The sequence below is a fragment of the Streptomyces sp. CA2R106 genome, from assembly GCF_037034245.1.
GTDB lineage: Bacteria > Actinomycetota > Actinomycetes > Streptomycetales > Streptomycetaceae > Actinacidiphila.
Genome location: NZ_JBAGKC010000003.1, coordinates 294,231 through 313,045, shown reverse-complemented (window position 1 = coordinate 313,045; position 18,815 = coordinate 294,231). Strand labels below are relative to the sequence as shown.

The 18,815-nt window shown below is 74.7% G+C and carries 12 protein-coding genes; 6 read left to right on the top strand and 6 right to left on the bottom strand.

Annotated features, from left to right (window positions below):
* Window positions 1–170 precede the first annotated feature (170 nt).
* Together WA788_RS06990 and WA788_RS06985 are read right to left on the bottom strand one after the other, a co-directional pair.
* Window positions 171–1,202, bottom strand: a complete 1,032-nt coding sequence (locus tag WA788_RS06990; RefSeq protein WP_335972494.1) for a formylglycine-generating enzyme family protein — start codon at window positions 1,200–1,202, stop codon at window positions 171–173.
* A 145-nt stretch (window positions 1,203–1,347) separates the two neighbouring features.
* Window positions 1,348–2,301 (bottom strand): aldo/keto reductase, encoded by a 954-nt coding sequence (locus tag WA788_RS06985; RefSeq protein ID WP_335973052.1) that lies wholly within the window; start codon window positions 2,299–2,301, stop codon window positions 1,348–1,350.
* A 311-nt stretch (window positions 2,302–2,612) separates the two neighbouring features.
* Between WA788_RS06985 and WA788_RS06980 the strand changes: the two genes are divergently transcribed.
* Both WA788_RS06980 and WA788_RS06975 read left to right on the top strand, forming a co-directional pair.
* The gene (locus WA788_RS06980) at window positions 2,613–4,142 is read left to right on the top strand and encodes an alpha/beta hydrolase-fold protein (RefSeq protein WP_335972492.1); all 1,530 of its coding nucleotides are present in this window, start codon (window positions 2,613–2,615) and stop codon (window positions 4,140–4,142) included.
* 99 nt (window positions 4,143–4,241) lie between these two features.
* Window positions 4,242–5,621 carry an alpha/beta hydrolase-fold protein gene (locus WA788_RS06975; RefSeq protein WP_335972489.1) on the top strand — a complete coding sequence of 460 codons (1,380 nt, stop codon included), beginning with the start codon at window positions 4,242–4,244 and terminating at the stop codon, window positions 5,619–5,621.
* Between the two features lie 45 nt (window positions 5,622–5,666).
* On the opposite strand, the gene WA788_RS06970 is transcribed toward WA788_RS06975, so the two are convergent.
* A complete protein-coding gene (locus WA788_RS06970) occupies window positions 5,667–6,875 on the bottom strand; it encodes an ROK family transcriptional regulator (protein WP_335972487.1) in 1,209 nt (402 codons plus the stop codon).
* 226 nt (window positions 6,876–7,101) lie between these two features.
* Between WA788_RS06970 and WA788_RS06965 the strand changes: the two genes are divergently transcribed.
* Window positions 7,102–8,349 carry a PP2C family protein-serine/threonine phosphatase gene (locus tag WA788_RS06965; RefSeq protein ID WP_335972486.1) on the top strand — a complete coding sequence of 416 codons (1,248 nt, stop codon included), beginning with the start codon at window positions 7,102–7,104 and terminating at the stop codon, window positions 8,347–8,349.
* Between the two features lie 80 nt (window positions 8,350–8,429).
* Window positions 8,430–10,415, top strand: coding sequence for a lamin tail domain-containing protein (locus WA788_RS06960; protein ID WP_335972484.1), 1,986 nt, complete (start codon window positions 8,430–8,432; stop codon window positions 10,413–10,415).
* Between the two features lie 59 nt (window positions 10,416–10,474).
* Here WA788_RS06960 and WA788_RS06955 read toward each other — a convergent pair whose 3' ends face one another.
* The 3 genes from WA788_RS06955 to WA788_RS06945 all read right to left on the bottom strand — a co-directional run bounded on the left by WA788_RS06955 (window position 10,475) and on the right by WA788_RS06945 (window position 15,099).
* Window positions 10,475–11,812 carry a PP2C family protein-serine/threonine phosphatase gene (locus WA788_RS06955; protein WP_335972483.1) on the bottom strand — a complete coding sequence of 446 codons (1,338 nt, stop codon included), beginning with the start codon at window positions 11,810–11,812 and terminating at the stop codon, window positions 10,475–10,477.
* Between the two features lie 312 nt (window positions 11,813–12,124).
* Window positions 12,125–13,144 carry an SDR family oxidoreductase gene (locus WA788_RS06950; protein ID WP_335972482.1) on the bottom strand — a complete coding sequence of 340 codons (1,020 nt, stop codon included), beginning with the start codon at window positions 13,142–13,144 and terminating at the stop codon, window positions 12,125–12,127.
* Between the two features lie 47 nt (window positions 13,145–13,191).
* Complete coding sequence (locus WA788_RS06945) at window positions 13,192–15,099, bottom strand: glycoside hydrolase family 15 protein (protein ID WP_335972481.1); 1,908 nt, start codon at window positions 15,097–15,099, stop codon at window positions 13,192–13,194.
* Window positions 15,100–15,313: 214 nt separating this feature from the next.
* On the opposite strand from WA788_RS06945, the gene WA788_RS06940 reads away from it, so the two are divergent.
* Both WA788_RS06940 and WA788_RS06935 read left to right on the top strand, forming a co-directional pair.
* Window positions 15,314–15,637, top strand: coding sequence for a plasmid stabilization protein (locus WA788_RS06940; protein ID WP_335972480.1), 324 nt, complete (start codon window positions 15,314–15,316; stop codon window positions 15,635–15,637).
* A gap of 97 nt (window positions 15,638–15,734) precedes the next feature.
* Entirely contained in the window at window positions 15,735–18,800 is a 3,066-nt protein-coding gene (locus WA788_RS06935) for an FAD-binding and (Fe-S)-binding domain-containing protein (protein WP_335972479.1), read from the top strand.
* Window positions 18,801–18,815: the final 15 nt, after the last annotated feature.

The following is an 18,815-nucleotide window of genomic DNA, read 5'->3' as shown; positions in this document are numbered from 1 at the left end:
AAGAACCGGACATTGCACAGGTGCGTCGGCGCCATGCAACGGCCCAGCTCAGCGCCGTATATGACGTGACATCAGGGCTCCTGCGACCGGCCGATCCTTATCGAGCGGGTTACACGGGCTTCACGGGGGTTCACAATCGGGAGCCCGGTCCACCCGTCCGGGAGCCCGGTTCACACGTCGCGGACGCAGCGGAAGCCGAGGTTGCCGGTGGTGCTGTCGGGCGTGTTGGAGGTGCGGGCGGCGACCCGGTAGCGGTTGCAGTACGAGTGGTGGCACAGGTACGAACCCCCGCGCATCACCCGGGCGGTGCCGCGCGGCGGGCCGGCGGGGTTGCTGCGCGCACCGGCCGGATGGTCGGTGGTCCACCAGTCGGCGCACCACTCCCACACGTTGCCCGCCATGTTGTACAGGCCGTACCCGTTGGGCGCGAAGGCGTCCGCGGGCGCGGTGCCGGCGTAGCCGTCCTCGGCGGTGTTCTTCGTGGGGAAGCGGCCCTGCCAGATGTTGCAGCGGTGCGTGCCGCCGGGCCTCAGCTCGTCGCCCCACGGGTAGCGGCGCTGCTCCAGCCCGCCGCGCGCGGCGTACTCCCACTCCGCCTCGGTCGGCAGCCGCCCCCCGGCCCACCGGCAGTACGCGGCCGCGTCCGCCCACGACACGTGGACCACGGGGTGCCCGCCGATGCCGGCAAGGCCGCTGCCCGGCCCGAGCGGCGCCCGCCACCAGGCGCCCGGCACCCCGCACCACCACGGGGTGTGCTGCGGGCGGGCGGCGCCCCGGCGCAGGTGCGCGGGCAGGAAGCCGGCGAAGACGTACGACCAGCCGAACCGTTCCGCCTCGGTGACGTGGCCGGTGGCGGCGACGAACGCCGCGAACTGCTCGTTCGTCACCGCGCAGGCGTCGATCCGGAACGGGCGCAGCGTGACCGGCCGCACCGGGCCCTCCCCGTCGGCGGCGAACCCCTCGGCGTCCTCGGTGCCCATCAGGAAGCGGCCGCCCGGCAGCAGGACGGTGCCGCCGGGGCCGTCGCCGGGTGCGGCTGATGCGGCCGATGCGGCGGGTGCGGCGGGCGGCGCGGACACCGTCGGGCCGAGCGACAGGAGCCCGTCGGGTGCGCCCGCGCGGTGGCCACCCGGCCCGGCGGCCGGCCCCTCGCCGCGTCCGGGCGCACAGCAGGACGGCGGATGCTGCACGGCTTCACTCATGGCGCGCTTCCCCACTTCGATCGCTCGACCGCACATGATAGGCGGAAAAACCCGAGGTCCGGGGCCTGCCGCAGCCGCACGGGCGCGCGAACCAGGCCCGTCGGTCCCCGCCCTCGGGGCGGGACGACGCTCGTGATCGGTACGCCTACGCGAGGACCCGGTCGATCTCGGCGAGCTCGTCCGCGGTGAAGGCCGGGCCGGACGCCGCCCGCACGTTGGCCTCCAACTGCGCCACGGTGCTCGCGCCGACCAGCGCCGAGGTGACCTCCTCGTGCCGCAGCACCCACGCCAGGGCCATCTGCGCCAGCGACTGGCCGCGCCCGGCGGCCAGTTCGTTGAGCGCGCGGACCCGCGCCAGCATCTCCGGCGAGATCCCGTCGGCGGTCAGGAAGGGGCTGCTGCCGGCCGCGCGCGAGTCCTGCGGCACCCCCTTGAGGTAGCGGTCGCTGAGCAGCCCCTGGGCGAGCGGCGAGAAGACGACGCTGCCGGTGCCGGTCTCCCGCAGCACGTCCAGCAGTCCGTCCTCGACCCAGCGGTCGACCATGGAGTAGCGCGGCTGGTGGACCAGCAGCGGGGTGCCCAGCCGGGCGAGGATCTCGGCGGCCTGCCGGGTCAGCGCGGCCGGGTAGTTGGAGACCCCGACGTAGCGGGCCTTGCCCTGCCGCACCGCGCTGTGCAGGGCCCCCATCGTCTCCTCCAGCGGGGTCTGCGGGTCCGGGCGGTGGTGGTAGAAGACGTCCACGTGCTCCAGGCCCATCCGCCCCAGGCTCTGGTCGAGGCTGGCCAGCAGGTACTTGCGGGAGCCCCAGTCGCCGTACGGGCCCGGCCACATGTCGAAGCCCGCCTTGGTGGACACCACCAGCTCGTCGCGGTGCGCGCGGAAGTCCCGGGCCAGCACCCAGCCGAAGGTCGACTCGGCGGCGCCGGGCTCGGGCCCGTAGTTGTTGGCCAGGTCGAAGTGGGTGATGCCCAGGTCGAACGCGCCGCGCAGCAGCGCCCGGGAGGTGGCCCGCGGGGTGCTGGTGCCGAAGTTGTGCCACAGGCCGAGGGACACGGCCGGCAGCCGCAGTCCGCTGCGCCCCAGCCGCCGGTAGGGCATGGCGGAGTAGCGGGTGCCGGAGAAGACGTCGTTCACGGGTGTCCTTGGGCGGTTCGGGGCGGCCGGCGACGGGGCGCGGCCTGCCAGGGCGTTGGAACATGTTTTCTTTGACGCGGGTCTCGGCGCCCAATTCAACACGACTCCACACGGTCGCGCAGCCAGGTTGTCGCCAGCCCCGCTGGCGGCCCCGCTCGAGAATATTGACAAGGTCATTACGTAACTCTAGATTCGCTCCACGCCGACAGCGACATGCTTGCCCCGGTTCCTGCCGGGCCGGCGCGATCCGCCCCCGCACGCAAGGAGCGCACGACATGTCCGTCAGACGGCAACGACGCCGCTGGCTCACGGCGGGCACCGCCGCGGCGGCCGCCCTGCTGGTCGCGGCCCCCGCCGCCCAGGCCCGCACCGCCACCGCCCGCCCCGGCCCCGCCGCACCCGCCGACCTCGGCCCCCTGGTCGTCCACACCGGCCAGGGCCCGACCGGATACTCCGTCACCTTCCGCGTCTACGACCCCACGGCCACCAGCGAGCGCATCAAGGGGGAGTGGTCCTTCGCGTCCGCCGCGCAGATCGCCGCCGACCCCGCCAACTCCAGCCCCCGCTACGGCACCGACTGGCAGCCCGGCGACTTCCCGCTGGCCACGCCCAACGCCGGATCGGCCGCCAACTGGCCGGTCGCCCAGATGACCAAGGACGACCGCACCGGCGTCTGGTCGTACACCACCCCGCTGCCCTCCGGCGTCTTCAACTACGCCTTCTACCGCGACTGCACGGCCGCCGCGCCCGCCCTGACCGGCTGCGCCCCGGCCGCCGACCCCGCGGCCGCGCCGTGGAGCACCGCCGGTTCGGCCGAGCCGAGCAGCCAGGTCTACGTGCCCTTCGACCGCCGCTTCCAGCAGGCGGACTACTCCTGGCAGGGCCCGGCCGCCCGCGCCGACCAGGGCACGCTCACCCACCTGACCTACCCCGCGCCCGGGCACACCGGCCCCGACGGCGAGAACTACCTGTCGGTCTACACCCCGCCCGGCTACGACGCCCGCCGCCGGCAGGCGTACCCCACCCTGTACCTGGTGCACGGCGGTGGCGGCAACGAGATGGACTGGTCCACCCAGGGCGACCTGAAGAACATCATGGACCAGCTGATCGCCGGCGGCGAGATCCAGCCCATGGTCGTCGTCATGCCGAACAACCCCACCGACGACGAGATGACCGACGACGTCATCCCGTACGTCCAGCAGCACCTCCATGTGCAGACCACCGCCGCCGGGCGGGCGTTCGCCGGGCTGTCGGGCGGCGCCACCGTCGTCGAGGACCTGCTCTACGGCCGGACCCCGACCTTCGGCTCCTACAGCGTCTGGTCCGCGCCGCGCGGCCTGCCCACCGCGCAGCAGGCCGCCGACCCGCAGCTGAAGCAGCTGCTCGGCCTGCACATCGGCGTCGCCCGGCAGGACCTCGGCGGGCTCGCCCAGGGCAACACCACCGCCGAGCAGCAGCTGCTGGCGGCCAACGGCGTGCCCTTCACCTCCTACAACACCGACGGCGGCCACAACTGGGCCTACTGGCGCCAGGCGCTGCGCGACTCCCTCACCCGGGTCGACTTCCGCGCCACCACCGTCGCGGTCCGCACCCACGGCCGCAGCGCCACCGCCACCGTGACCCCGGCGACCGCCCAGCCCGCGGCCCCGACCGGCACGGTGCGCTTCCTCCTGGACGGCAAGCCGCTCGGCGCGGCCGTGCCCCTGCACGGCGGCACCGCCACCGCGGTCCTCCCGCACGGCGCCACCGGCACCGTCACCTCGGTCTACGGCGGCGACCGCCGCTACAACGGCAGCTCCTCGTAACACCCGCCACCGACCGCCCTCTCCGGGCCGGTGGGCGCCGTACGACCGGCGCCCACCGCGCCCGCCCCTCGCGTCACCCCAGGAAAGGAACGATGCCGCATGCGCGGAAACGGACGGCGGACGGCGGCGCTGCTCGCCTGCCTGGGCGCCTTGGCCGCCTGGCTGGCCACCGGCGCCACCCCGGACGCCTCGGCGACCGGCCCGGCCGCAGCGCACGGCGGGCAGACCGCCACGGCCGCCGGCAGCCCGCTGGCGCCGAAGGTGGTGCACACCGGGACCGGCCCGACCGGCTACCAGGTCACCTTCCACTTCAAGGCGCCCACCGCACACAGCGTGCAGATCAAGGGGGAGTGGTACTTCGCCGACCCCTACCGGCTCTCCGCGCTCGCGGGCACCGCGACCAGCGTCGTGCAGACCCCCGGCACGACCCCCGCGCAGTGGCGGCCCGGTGACATCCCGATCGGCTCGCCCAACTCCTCCGCGGCCAACTGGCCGGTCACCACCATGACCGAGGACCGGCACACCGGCATCTGGTCGTACACCACCCCGCTGCCCTCCGGCGTCTTCAGCTACGGCTTCTACGTGGACTGCGCGAGCAGCACCCAGACCGGCTGCACCGAGGTCCCCGACCCGGCCAACCCGGCGTGGAACGTGCGGGGCGGGCACACCACCGGCTCACCGGAGTCCGTCAGCCAGGTCTACGTCCCCGCCGACCCGAAGTCCGCCGCCACCGACCTGTCCTGGCAGGGCCCCGCCCGCGTGCACGGCACCCTGCGCGACGTCAGCTACCCCGCGCCCGCCTCGACCGCCCCGGCCGGCCGCAGCTACCTCGCCGTCTACACCCCGCCCGGCTACGACCCGAAGCGCGCGAAGCCCTACCCGACCGTCTACCTCAACAGCGGCGGCAGCAACGAGATGGACTGGAGCACCCAGGGCGCCCTCGGCAACATCCTGGACCACCTGATCGGCACCGGCGAGATCCAGCCGATGGTCGTCGTCATGCCCGACACCCAGGGCTTCGCCGCCGACTCCTACGCCTCCTTCGACGCCGACCTGCTCACCGCCGCGATCCCCTACGTCGAGGCGCACTACCGCGTGTCCACCTCGGCCGCGCAGCGGGCCATCGGCGGCCTGGGCTACGGCGCCTCGATCACCAACTCCTTCCTCTTCGACCACCCGGGCCACTTCGGCTCCTACGGCGTGATGAGCCCCGGCATCAACGGCGACTTCAGCCTGCCGGACGCGGGGTCGCTCAGCGCGGCGCAGGTCGCGGCGATGAAGGACGCGAACATCATGGTCGGCGGCGGCTGGCAGGACCCCAGCCACTACTACCACGCGAGCGAGGTGGCCACCCTGGCCGCGGTGGGCGTGCCGGTCACCCCCGACTACGTCAACGGCGGCCACTCCTGGTACGCGTGGCGCCTGCTGGTGCGGGACTTCCTGACCAAGGTCGCCTTCTTCCCGCCCGCCGCCGGGTGACCGCTGCCGGCCGGCCCCGGCCCCGGCCCGGGTCCCGGGCCGGGGTCAGCATACGACGCGCAGCGCCGGCCTGAGGAAGGACGGCAGCAGCTCCGAGGCGACCTGGATCGCGCCCCGCACGGTCGCCTCGGAGGACAGCGGGCGCACCGCGAGCCCGGCGGCGTTGGGCCGGTAGGCCAGCGCCCGCAGCTCCTCGGCGAAGCGCTCGAAGAAGCGCGTACCGCCGTCGGTGAAGGCGTTCCCGCCGAAGTAGACCACGGCCGGGTTGACGACGTTCACCTGCCAGGACGCCGCCAGCGCCAGCCGGTGCGCGGCCAGGTCGAGCATGCCGAGCACCGCAGCGTCGCCGCACGCCTCCATCCCGGCCAGCGTCGGCGGCGCGGGCCGTCCGGTGATCCGCTGGAACTCGGCCCGCAGGTGCGGCGCGGAGGTGACGCTCTCCACGCAGCCGCGCCGCCCGCACCGGCACAGCGCGTCGACGCCGGGCAGCACGCAGTGCCCGAGCTCGCCGGCGCTGCCGGTCGCGCCGTCGATCAGCCGCCCGCCCACCGTCGCCGCGCTCCCGACGCCGTGGCCGACGTAGACCAGCGCCGCGGAGTCCGCGGCGGCCGGCTCCTGCGCGAGCCGGCCGATGAGCGTGGCGGCCACCACGTTCACCACGGCGACCGGCACACCGAGCATCCCGGCGAGCTCGTCGGCGGCCGGCAGGTCCGACCAGCCCTCCGACCGGACCACCGTCCACCGGCCCCGGGCCCGGTCGATCGAGCCGGGCAGGGTGAGCGCCACCGCGGCCAGCGGCCCCAGGTCCGGGTGCGCGTCGCGCAGCGCGGTGACGCGCTCGGCGAACGACGCGACCAGCTCCCGCCAGTCATCCGGCTCGGGCGCCGCCGGCGCCAGGCTGTGCGCCAGGACGTTGCCCGCCATGTCCGCGAGGGTGACCTCCACACGGGCGCTGCGCAGCCGGACGGCCGACACCACCCGCGCCCGGGGCCGGAAGTGCAGCAGGGTGCCGGGCCGCCCGCCGCCGGCGGCGGCCTTGAGCTGCCCCTCCTCCACGACCAGCCCCTCGGCGGCCAGCTGCCGCACCACCGCCATCACGGTGGGCCGGGTCAGGCCGGTCAGCCGCCCCAGCTGCGCGCGGGTGAGCCCGCCGTGGTCGCGCAGCGCCCCGCACACGGCGGCCACGTTGGCCTCCCGGATGTCGGCGGTCGACATGCGCTCGGCGGGTCGCGGCGCCGCGGCGGGAACGTCCATGCCCGAAAGCTTAGGGCGGTCCGGCGTCTGTCCTGCGCCGGTGCGGTGACATCCCGGCGCCAGACCCGCGCAGCGCTCCGCGCCGCCCGGCCGCGCCGCCCGGGTCCCGGGAACGCCGCCTGCCCCGGGGCGGCGGGTGCCCGGCGTGCCGAGCGGCACGCGGACCGCGCCGGGCGCATAGTCGTACCAGCGCAGCAGCCGTACGACCGAAAGGGAACGCAGCACCGTGCCCGCACCACCGCGGATCGACTACCGGGCGGTCTTCGCCGCCCTGGTGAGCCCCAGCCTGCTGCTCGCCCCCGACTTCGTCGTGGCCGACGCCAACGACGCCTACCTGCGGGCCACCGGCCGCACCCGGCGGGAACTCGTCGGCCGCAACATCTTCCAGGTCCACCCGGACAACCCCGGTGACCCGCTGGCCGACGGCGTCAGCAACCTGCGCGCCTCACTCGAGCGGGTGCTGCGCTCCAAGCGGTCCGACACCATGGCCGTCCAGCAGTACGACATTCCCGCCCCCGGCCGGCCGGACATCTTCCGCGCCCGCTGGTGGTCGCCGATCAACACCCCCGTCCTCGGGCCCGACGGCGAGGTGGCGTGGATCATCCACCGCGTGGAGGACCTCACCGACTTCGTGCTCCGCCACGCGCAGACCGTGGACCCCGTGGCCGGCCGCGCGGCCACCGGGTCCGCGACGCAGTCCGAGCTGTTCGACCGGGCCCAGGAGCTCCAGCGGTTCAACGACGAACTGCGCGTGGCCCACGACCGCGAGCGCCGCACCGCGCTGACCCTCCAGCGGGCCATGCTGCACTCCCCGGACCTCGCCGGGCACCGCGAGATCGCGCTGCGCTACATGCCGGCCGTCCGCTCGCTGAACGTCTGCGGCGACTGGTACGACGTGGTGGACCTGACCGAGGACACCTTCACCGTGGCCGTCGGCGACGTCGTCGGCCACGGCCTGGAGGCCGCCGCCGTGATGGGCATGCTGCGCAGCGCGCTGTCCGCGGCGGTGCGGGCCATCCCCGAGCCGGGCCGGGCGATGGACGTCCTCGGGGTGTACGCGCGCACCTTCGAAGGCGCCCTGGCCACGACCGCCGCCAAGGCCGTCATCGACACCCGGGCCCGGCGCATCACCTACACCAGCGCGGGCCACCCGCCCCCGGTGCTGTGCCGCCGCGACGGCACCTCGGAGCTGCTGGACCAGGCCACCGACCCGCCGCTGGGCCTGAGCGTCGACGGCATGCCGCGCCCGCAGGCCAGCGTGGGCTACGCCCCCGGCGACACCCTCGTGCTGTACACCGACGGCCTGATCGAGCGCCGCGGCGAGGACATCGACGTCGGCCTGGGACGCCTGACCGACATCCTCGCCCGCAGCACCGGCCTGGGCCCCGACGACCTGGCGGACGAGCTGCTGGCGGGCCTGGGCGTCGCGGACGGCGGCCCGGACGACATCGCGCTGATCGTGGTGCGGCTGTGACGCGGGCGCGGCCGGCGCACGCCGCAGCGTTCAACCGCCGTACAGACTGACGCAACGTCGACGCGTCACCATTGCTCCCCGTGCCTACTTCACGCTCGCGGGCCGGCGTCGCTTCGGTGTGCGCCACGGCCCTGACGCTTTCAGGACTGCTCGTCACCGGGGTGCTCGCCGCGCAGTCGGCGGCGGCCGCGGACCCGGCCGGCTACCAGAACGTACGGATCAACGAAGTCACCTCGGCGGGCAGCGACACGGTGGAGCTGTACAACGCCGGCGCGGCCGCGGTGAGCATCAGCGGCTGGCAGGTGGCCGACAACACCTTCTCCGCGCAGAAGTTCACCCCGTCGGCGAGCACGATCCCGGCCGGCGGCTTCGTCACCTTCGACTCGCCCAAGGGCCTCGGCGACGCCGACAGCGTGGTGGTCACCACCTCCGGCGGCACCGTCGTCGACCGCGTCGACTGGGCCACCGGCGGGGCGAAGCCCGCGATGGCGCGGTGCGGCGGCGACGGCAGCGGGACCTGGGTGCCCGAGACCGCCGCGGCCACCTTCGGCAGCGCGAACGCGGCGGGCTGCCCGGCGGCGCTGCCGGCGGCGAGCCAGGTGCGCATCAATGAGGTCACCTCCAGCGGCTCGGACACCGTGGAGCTGTACAACGGCGGGACCAGCGCGGTCGCCGTCGGGTCGTGGACCTACGTCGACAGCGACACCGGCCACACCGCCGCGAAGATCTCCGCCTCCTCGCCGAGCGCCACCAGCATTCCCGCCGGGGGCTACGCCACCTTCGACTCCACCCTGGGCCTGGGCGACAACGACTCGCTCTTCCTGCGCGACGCCGGCGGCACCACCGTGGACTCGGTCACCTGGGCGACGGACGGCGCCAAGCCGTCGGACCAGCGCTGCGCCGACGGCACCGGGCCCTTCCAGACGTCCGCCACCGCCACGCCCGGCGCCGCCAACTCCTGCGCGGGCGGCGGCAGCGGGGGCGGCACCGGCGGCGGCACCGGCGGTGGCCAACTGCTGGGCGGCGGCGGCTCGCTGACCAGCGGCTGCACCCCCGAGGCGCCCTCCGGCACCGGCTCGACCCCGGCGGGCACCCTGGCGTGGCCCGGCGGCCAGGACGTCACGATCGCCGACAACGTGTGCGCGTTCACCACGTCCACCGGGCCCGAGGGGCGGGACGTGAGCGGGCTGGCGTTCGACCCGTCGAACCCGTCCGTGCTGTGGGCGGCGAAGAACAAGAACTGGCTGTACAAGCTGGTCAAGAGCGGCGGCAAGTGGGTTCCCGACCCGTCGTGGAGCGCGTCCGGCAAGGAGATCCGCTTCGCCGGCGGCACCGGCGAGCCGGACTCCGAGGGGCTGACCGTCGGCGCTAACGGCCATGTGTACGTCACCTCCGAGCGGGACAACGCGGACAACAGCGTCCCGAAGGACACCGTCATGGAGTTCGACCCCACCGCGACCGGCTCCACCCTCACCCCCGTCCACCAATGGGACATGACCGCGCAGTTCCCGCAGCTGGACACCGGCAGCAAGGACGACGCCAACCTCGGCTTCGAGGGCGTCGGCTACGTCCCGGACAGCTGGCTGACCGCGAGCGGCTGGGTCGACCCGCGCACCGGCGCCGCCTACGACCCGGCCGACTACCCGCTGCACGGCTCCGGCCTGTTCTTCGCCGGCCTGGAGTGGGACGGCACCCTGCACGTCTACGGCCTGAACTCCGACGGCACCTTCACCACCTTCGGCACGATCGCCACCGGCGAGCCGTCCGTGATGGACGTGACCTACGACGCGGGCACCCAGCGGATCGTCGCGACCTGCGACAACACCTGCGGGGAGACCCACACCTTCCTGAAGGTCGACGCGTCCGGCGCGATCGTCCCCGACGTGGCCTACACCAACCCGACCGTCATGCCCGTCGACAACCTGGAGGGCTTCGCGCTGGCCCCCACCTCCACCTGCACCGCCGGCTCGCGCGAGGCGGTCTGGAGCGACGACGGCATCTACGGCTTCGGCGCCGGCACCTCCTCCTCCGGCCACGCCCTCTACAGCGGCACCTTCCCCTGCTGAACCCGTGAGGCGGCGGGCACCCGCGTCGGCGCACACCGCGCCGAGGCGGGTGCCCGCGCTCAGGCTCCGTCGTCGAGGCGCGACCGCCCGGACCACACGGCGGCCTGCGGGCCGGACGGCGCGATCGACGGGGGCAGGCCGACCCGCTCCTGGAGCGCCGAGGGGTGGTACGGCGTCGGGCCGTGCCACTCGAGCAGCATGACGGTGGCGTCGTCGCGCAGCAGGCCGTCGTGGTAGTCGAGGTGGTGCCGGACGAGCCGCCGCAGCGTCTCGGGCACCGGCAGGTCGTCGGCGTGGTGGCGGATGAGGAAGTCGGTCAGCCGGTCGAGGCCGAACTCCTGCCCGTCGCGGTTGCGCGCCTCGGTGACGCCGTCGGTGAAGAACAGCAGCCGGTCGCCCGGTTCGAGCTGGTCCTCGCAGATGGTGGTGGGCAGGCCGAGGCCGGTACCCATCGGGCCGGCCGGCGGGCAGGCGAGGGACACGATGGTGCGGCGGCCGCGGATGACCACCGGCGGGTGGTGGCCGCGGCTGGTCCACGCCAGCCGGCCGGTGTCCATGTCCAGGTCGGCCAGGATGCCGGTGGTGAAGCGGTTGCAGTCGAACTGCTCGCTGAGCGTCTGCTCGATCCGGTCCGCGATCTGCCCCAGGTCGGCGCCCTGGCGGCGGTACTTGCGGCACGTGGCGACCGCGAGGTTCGCGGTCAGGCCGGCGGCGGTGTCGTGGCCCATCGCGTCGAAGACCGACAGGTGCACGGTGTCGCCGGACACGGCGTAGTCGAAGGCGTCCCCGCTGATCTCGTAGGCCGGCTCCATGATCGCGCTGATCAGCACCCGGTCGGCGGCGAAGGTCCGCGGCGGCATGAGGCGCCACTCCATCTCCGCGGCGACCTCCATCCGCCGCCGCCGTACCAGCCGTCCGTACCAGTCGCTGGTGCCGCGCTTGCTGACCAGCAGCAGCGAGATCAGGACGGCGAGCCGGCCGACGTCCGTGCCGATCTCCACCGCCGCCCCGGGCCGGCCGACCCTCAGCACGCCCAGGCGTTCGCTGCCGTCCAGCAGCGGCACCCACCACTGGCCCCGCGACGACGCCGAGGCGGGCAGCACCTGGCCGAGCTGGAAGGCGCGGCCGGCCACCGTGCCCTCGATCTGGACGTCCGCCGGTGCGCTTCCGATCGCCCCGGCGCCGCTGCCGCTGTCCTCGCTGCCGCCGCCGTCCGCGTCAACGCCGGTGAGCAGGTGCAGCTGCTCCTGCTCCAGGTCGCTCACGTAGATCAGCACGTCGGGCCAGCCGGCCCGCGCCGCGTACGCCGCGACCGCGCCGGGAACCTGCTCCAGCGTCATCAGCTGACTGGCCGCGAGCAGCTCACCCAGCGCCCCCGCGCGCGTCCCGGTGCCCATGAGCCGCACCTCTTCCTCCGTGGCGAACCGCCCGGATGGCCCGAATTGCGCATTCTCCCCTCCACGATATCGGTGCCGGAGCGACGGCGCCGGGAGGGCGAAGCGTAAAATGGCTGTATCCGAGCCTATCCGAACATATCCGGCGAAAGGTACCGCCATGGCTGGTCACGCGTGGGATCTGGCCCTGAGCAGCTCCGTCCAGGACGACATCATCTGGTACGCGATCATCGCCGCCGTCTTCCTCGTGGGCGTCGTCTTCGCGATCCGCAGCAACTGAGACCCCCGAGCCCCGTCCGGTGACCGCCCGCGCGGTCACCGGACGCCGTGCGCGTGCAGCCGGTGCCGGAACAGGGCGGCCGCCGCGCCCAGCGCCGGCACCGACACCGCGGAGACCGGCAGCGCGTGCCGGGACAGCCACATCTGCGGGCTCCGGCCGTGCGCGCGGTCGCCGAAGGTGCCGTGCGCGCCGTGGTCCTCGCCCGGACCGGCGTCCAGCGGCTGCCACAGGTTGTCCGGCCGGCCCGGCGCCTCCCTGCGGCCGGTCTGCTGGGAGTCGTAGCCGGTGCGGGCGAGATAGCGGTCCAGCAGCGGCGCGGCGAACTTCTGCGCCAGCAGCGTGGCCGCGGTGCTGGCCCCCGCCCAGTACTGCTTGCGGCGCGGATGGTCGGCGGCGAAGGCGACGGCGCGGGCGGCCAGTTCGGGCTGGTAGATCGGCGGGACCGGCTGCGGGTGGCGCGGCAGGCGGGAGCGCACCCAGGAGAACTGCGGCGTGTTGACCGCGGGCATCTGCACCACGGTGATCCGCACGTTGCTGCGCTCGTGCAGCAGCTCGCACCGCACCGACTCGGTGAAGCCGTTCACGGCGTGCTTGGCACCGCAGTACGCCGACTGGAGCGGGATGCTGCGGCCGCCCAGCGCCGAGCCGACCTGCACGACGGTGCCGCGGTCGCGCGGCTTCATCCGCTCCAGCGCCACCATCGTGCCGTGCACGAAGCCCAGGTACGCCACCTCGGTCACGCGCCGGTACTCCTCCGGACCGATCTCGGTGAAGGGCGCGAACACCGACGCGAAGGCGACGTTGACCCACACGTCGATGGGCCCGAAGCGCTGCTCCGCCTGCTCGGCGGCGGCCCGCACCGCCGCGTGGTCGGCCACGTCGACCGGGACGGCCAGCGCCCGCCCCCCGGCCTCCTCGACGTCCCGCGCCGCGCCGCGCAGCCCCTCCTGTCCGCGGGCGAGCAGCACGACGTTCGCACCGCGGCGGCCGAACTCCCGCGCGGTGGCGCGGCCGATGCCGGCGCTGGCTCCGGTGATCACTACGTTCTGTGCCATGGTTCGACGGTTCCCTTCTCGGCTTGCGGTCCTTGCGCTTGCGGGCGTCACCGCGCTGCCGGGGCGTCCCCGGCCAGCCGCCCCGCGCACTCCAGCAGCAGCGCGTGGACGAACGCCTGCGGCAGGTTGCCGCGCAGCTGCCGCTGCGCGACGTCGTACTCCTCGGCGAACAGGCCCGGCGACCCGCAGGCGGCCCGGTTGCGTTCGAAGAAGTGCCGGGCGCTGACGGTGCGCCCCTGCTGGTGCTCGGCCAGCGCCATCACGAACCCGCACAGCAGGAACGCGCCCTCCGCCTCGCCGAGCGGCCGGCTGTCGTGCCGGAAGCGGTACACGTAGCCGTCGTCGACCAGGCGCCGGCGCACCTCGGCCAGCGTGGCGCGCGTACGCGGGTCGGCGGCGGGCAGGGCGCCGCGCACGGCCGGCAGCAGCAGCGCGGCGTCGACGGTGCCGTCCTTGGGGCTGCGCTGCCAGAAGCCGTCCGCGTGCAGGTGGGTGGCGGTGGTGTCGGAAAGGATCGCGTCGGCCAGCGCCGAGCAGCGGGCGCCGTCCGGGCCCAGGCCCGCCCCGGCCCCGTCGCCGGGCAGCGCCGCCACCGCCCGCAGGCCCGCGACACACGCCAGCCGGGAGTGCGTCCAGTGCCGGTCCTCCAGCTCCCAGATCCCCGCGTCCGGGGACGACCAGCGCTGCTCGACCGCGTCGACGGCGACGCCCAGCGCCCGCCGCCCGTCGCGGTCCAGCCGGTCGTGGCGGGCGGCGGCGGCCAGCAGGCTCAGCGCCTCGCCGAACGCGTCGAGCTGGAACTGCCCGTTCACCCAGTTGCCGACCTTGTCGGTGCCGCCGGGGTAGCCGGGCAGGCCGAGCCGGTGCTCGGCGGGCACCGCGCCGCCGGTGACGGTGTAGGCGGGTGCCAGCCGCGGCCCGTCGGCCAGCAGCCGGTGCGTGACGAAGGCGGTGGCGCGGTCCAGCAGGTCCGTGGCGCCGACCGCGGCCGCGGCGATCCCGGCGTAGCTCTGGTCGCGAATCCACGCGTACCGGTAGTCGTAGCTGCGCCCGGAGTCGGCACGCTCGGGCAGGCTCATCGTGGCGGCGGCCACCATGCCCCCGCTGCCGCTGGTCAGGCCGCGCAGCACCGAGTGGGCGTGGCGGGCGTCGCGGGCCGCGAGCACCCGGGGCAGCGCCGGCCGGGCGCGGGCCCAGCCCTCCTCGGTGGCGTGCCAGGCCCGCTCGGGGTCGACCGGGGGCCCGGTCAGGGGCTGCTCGGACAGTTCCAGGACGAGGTCGTGGTGGCCGCCGGCGGGGACCGTCAGATCCACCGCCAGCAGCGGCCCGCCGCCGTCCGCACCCGGAACGCGACCCTGGTCCTGGCTCTGGTCCTGACCTTGGTCCTGATCCGGTGCCGCGAGCAGGGACCGCTCCGGCCCCGCCGGCCGCACCCGCGCCTGGCCCGCGCCGCTCCACCGCCAGTGCAGCGGCCCGCTGCGGCCGCTCCACACGCCGTCCCGCAGCCGCACGTCCTCGTCGCGGTGGCTGCCGAAGCCCGCCCGCGGCGCGAGCAGCACCCGTACCCGCGCCGGGCCGCCGACGGCCAGCACCCGGCGCAGCAGCACCACGCGGTCGGGCGCGCCCGGGAACGCCAGGGCCTCCCGGCACTCCAGCGGCCCGTCGCAGGTCAGCCACCGGCTGCGCCAGATCAGGCTGCCGCGTTCGTAGGAGCCGCCCCACACGTGCCGGGGGTCGCGCGGGGTCACCGCGTAGGTCCCTCCGCCGCCGATCAGGCCCGAGAACACCGCGTCGGAGTCCCAGCGCGGTGCGCACATCCAGGCGATGTCCCCGTGCGGGCCGACCAGCGCGCCGCGCTCCCCGTCCGCGAGCAGCGCGTAGTCGCGCAGGACGTGCGGGGCGAACGCCGGGCCGGGAGCGCCCGCGACGCCCGGTGTGCGGTCCGTGTCCGCCATGTGCGGCCCCTCTCTCCTGCGCGGGTGCGCCGACCGCCCACCCGCTGACCGGCCACTTCTCGGGTACCCGCGGTGCGCAAGGGAATTCCGGTCCGCCGGGCGAGGAATGCGCGGCGCCCGGCCGGGCACCCGACAACGTGTCGCGGGTCGGCAGTCGGGGGGTGGGGCGCCCGCGCCGGATCGGAACACCGAGACGTGACGGAAGGTGAGAGCGATGCCCCGAGGTTCCAACGCCAAGCGGGAACGCCAGTACGAGCACATCAAGGACAGCGCCCGCGACCGCGGGGAGTCGCCCCGGCGCGCGGAGGAGATCGCCGCCCGCACGGTGAACAAGGAGCGGGCGCGGTCCGGGGAGTCCCGGACCGCCAGCCGCACCTCCACCCGGGACATGTCCTCCTCCCGGCGCGGCGGGCAGCGCTCGCACTCCGGGGCGCAGGGCCCGACCAGGGACCAGCTCTACAACGAGGCGAAGCAGCGGAACATCAAGGGCCGCTCGCACATGAACAAGGCCGAGCTGAGCCGGGCGCTGGGCCGCTGAGCGCCGCTGCCGACCGGACCGGCGGGCGGCACCGCACCGGCCGCTCCCCGTAGGTCCCCTGGCCCCCGTATCCCCGTATCCGGAGGGAAAAGCACGTATGAGCGCGATCGAGGACGGCGAAGCCCGCGAACTGGACGTCGAGGCCCTGGAAGCCGCACTGCGGGAGGCCGTGGACGGCGAGGTCCGGTTCGACGCGGGCAGTCGCGGCGCCTACGTGACCGACGGGTCGAACTACCGCCAGGTGCCGATCGGCGTGGTGGTGCCCCGCACGGTGGACGCCGGCGCCGCCGCGGTGGCGGTGTGCGCGCGCTTCGGGGCCCCGCTGCTGTCCCGCGGCGGCGGCACGAGCCTGGGCGGGCAGTGCACCAACACCGCGGTGGTCGTGGACTGGACGAAGTACTGCCACCAGCTCGTCTCCGTCGATCCCGAGGCGCGCACCTGCGTGGTCGAACCCGGTATGGTCCTGGACGAGCTCAACCGCCAACTGGCCCCGCACCACCTGATGTTCGGGCCGAAACCGTCCACCCACAGCCACTGCGCGCTCGGCGGCATGATCGGCAACAACTCCTGCGGCGCCTCCGCGCAGGCGTACGGCAAGACCGCCGACAGCGTCCGCCGGCTGGAGATCCTCACCTACGACGGCACCCGCACCTGGGTCGGCGCCACCTCCACCGAGCAGTACGACGAGATCACCGCCGCCGGGGGCCGGCGCGCCGAGCTGTACCGGGGCCTGCGGGACCTCAGCGACCGGCACCTGGCCGACATCCGGCGCGGCTACCCCGAACTGCCCCGCCGGGTGTCCGGCTACAACCTCCCCGACCTGCTGCCGGAGAACGGCTTCCACGTCGCCCGCGCCCTGGTCGGCAGCGAGGGCACCCTGGTCACGGTGCTGCACGCCGAGCTCGACCTGGTGCCGGTGCCGGCCGCGCAGGCGATGCTGGTGCTCGGCTACCCCGACATCTGCGCGGCCGCCGACGACGTACCGCGCCTGCTGGAGCACAGCTCGCCCAGCCAGATCGAGGCCCTCGACGACCGCATGGCGCAGCTCATGCACGAGGAGGGCGCCTACCTGGAGTCGCTCTCCTCCTTCCCCGAAGGCAGCAGCTGGCTGCTGGTGCAGTTCTCCGGCGACACGCAGGAGGAGGTGGACCGGCAGTCCCACGACCTGCTGCGGGCCCTGGGCCGCGACGAGCGGGACGGCACCGTCGCGTTCTCCGACGACCCCCACCGCGAGGAGCAGATGCTCAAGGCCCGCGAGGCCGGCCTCGGCGTCACCGCCCGCCCGCCGGACGGCCGCGAGACCTGGGAGGGCTGGGAGGACTCCGCCGTCCCGCCGCAGCAGCTCGGCGCCTACCTGCGCGACCTGAAGAAGCTCTTCACGGACTTCGGCTACGACCACCCCTCGCTCTACGGCCACTTCGGGCAGGGCTGCGTGCACACCCGCATCCCCTTCCAGCTGCGCACCGCCGAGGGCGTCGCCACCTTCCGGTCGTTCCTGGAACACGCCGCCGACCTCGTCGTCTCCTACGGCGGATCGCTCTCCGGCGAGCACGGCGACGGGCAGGCCCGCGGCGAGCTGCTGACACGGATGTTCGGCGAGCGGCTGGTGGGCGCCTTCGGCGAGCTCAAGGCGCTCTTCGACCCCGGCGACCGGATGAACCCCGGCAAGGTCGTCGCACCCAACCGGCTCGACTCCCACCTGCGGCTCGGCGCGGACTGGCGCCCCCGCGACGAGGCCGACACGCGCTTCGGCTACCCCGACGACGAGCACTCCTTCCGGCGCGCGGTCATGCGCTGCGTCGGCATCGGCAACTGCCGCAGCCACGAAGGCGGCGTGATGTGCCCCAGCTACCGGGCCACGGGGGAGGAGGAGCACTCCACCCGGGGCCGGGCGCGGCTGCTGTTCGAGATGATGGGCGGCCACGCCGACTCGCCCGTCACCGACGGCTGGCGCTCCACCGAGGTCCGCGACGCGCTCGACCTCTGCCTGGCCTGCAAGGGCTGCAAGTCCGACTGCCCCACCGGCGTCGACATGGCCACGTACAAGGCCGAGTTCCTCTCCCACCACTACCAGGGGCGGCTGCGGCCGGCGGCGCACTACGCGCTGGGCTGGCTGCCGCTGTGGGCGCGGCTGTCCCGGGTCGCGCCCGGCGCGGTCAACACGCTGCTGCGGGCCCCGGGCATCTCCACGCTCGGCAAGAAGCTCGCCGGCGTGGCACCGGAGCGCGACGCGCCGGTCTTCGCCGAGGAGTCCTTCGTCCAGTGGTGGCGCCGGCGCGGCGCGCCCGAACCCGACCCCGCGGACCCCCGCACGGTCGTGCTGTGGCCCGACACCTTCAGCACCTACTTCCACCCGTCGGTCGCCCGCTCCGCCGTCAAGGTCCTCACAGACGCCGGGTTCCAGGTCGCGGTCCCCACCGACGCGGTCTGCTGCGGGCTGACCTGGATCTCCACCGGCCAGCTCGACACCGCCGCGAAGGTGCTGCGCCGTACGCTCACCACCCTGCGGCCGTGGCTGGAGGCCGGCACCCCGATCGTCGGCCTCGAACCGTCCTGCACCGCCGTCTTCCGCTCCGACCTGCCCGAGCTGATGCCAAAGGACGAGGACGTCAAACGCCTCGCCGGGCAGTTCCACACCTTCGCCGAACTGCTGCTCCAGCGCGCCCCGGACGGCTGGCGGCCGCCGGTGCTGAACCGGGCCGCCACCGTGCAGACCCACTGCCACCAGCACGCCGTCACCAAGTTCGACGCGGACCGCGAGCTGATGCGCCGCGCCGGCATCCACGCCGACGTCCTCGACGAGGGCTGCTGCGGACTGGCCGGGAACTTCGGCTTCGAAGCCGGCCACCACCAGCTGTCCATGGACATCGCCGAGTCGGGCGTGCTGCCCGCGGTCCGCGAGGCGGCCCCCAGCGCCCTGGTGCTCGCCGACGGCTTCAGCTGCCGCACCCAGATCGAGCAGGGCGGCACCGGCCGGGGCGCGCTGCACCTCGCCGAGGTGCTCGCCCTCGCCCTCGACGGGCCGGCGCCCGCCGACCACCCGGAGAAGGCCGCCGCGCGCCCCGCGCCGCCCCCTTCCGCCGTCTCCCGGCTGGTGGCCGCCGGCGCGGCGGTCGCCGCGGGCGCCGCCTGCTACGCGCTCACCCGCCGACTGCGGCACTAGCCGCCGCACCTCCCC

What these genes read in the sequence shown, in the direction of transcription:
- WA788_RS06990 (WP_335972494.1), bottom strand. Translation starts at nt 1,202, where the DNA reads ATGAGTGAAGCCGTGCAGCATCCGCCGTCCTGCTGTGCGCCCGGACGC.
- WA788_RS06985 (WP_335973052.1), bottom strand. Translation starts at nt 2,301, where the DNA reads ATGCCCTACCGGCGGCTGGGGCGCAGCGGACTGCGGCTGCCGGCCGTG.
- WA788_RS06980 (WP_335972492.1), top strand. Translation starts at nt 2,613, where the DNA reads ATGTCCGTCAGACGGCAACGACGCCGCTGGCTCACGGCGGGCACCGCC.
- WA788_RS06975 (WP_335972489.1), top strand. Translation starts at nt 4,242, where the DNA reads ATGCGCGGAAACGGACGGCGGACGGCGGCGCTGCTCGCCTGCCTGGGC.
- WA788_RS06970 (WP_335972487.1), bottom strand. Translation starts at nt 6,875, where the DNA reads ATGGACGTTCCCGCCGCGGCGCCGCGACCCGCCGAGCGCATGTCGACC.
- WA788_RS06955 (WP_335972483.1), bottom strand. Translation starts at nt 11,812, where the DNA reads ATGGGCACCGGGACGCGCGCGGGGGCGCTGGGTGAGCTGCTCGCGGCC.
- WA788_RS06950 (WP_335972482.1), bottom strand. Translation starts at nt 13,144, where the DNA reads ATGGCACAGAACGTAGTGATCACCGGAGCCAGCGCCGGCATCGGCCGC.
- WA788_RS06945 (WP_335972481.1), bottom strand. Translation starts at nt 15,099, where the DNA reads ATGGCGGACACGGACCGCACACCGGGCGTCGCGGGCGCTCCCGGCCCG.
- WA788_RS06940 (WP_335972480.1), top strand. Translation starts at nt 15,314, where the DNA reads ATGCCCCGAGGTTCCAACGCCAAGCGGGAACGCCAGTACGAGCACATC.
- WA788_RS06935 (WP_335972479.1), top strand. Translation starts at nt 15,735, where the DNA reads ATGAGCGCGATCGAGGACGGCGAAGCCCGCGAACTGGACGTCGAGGCC.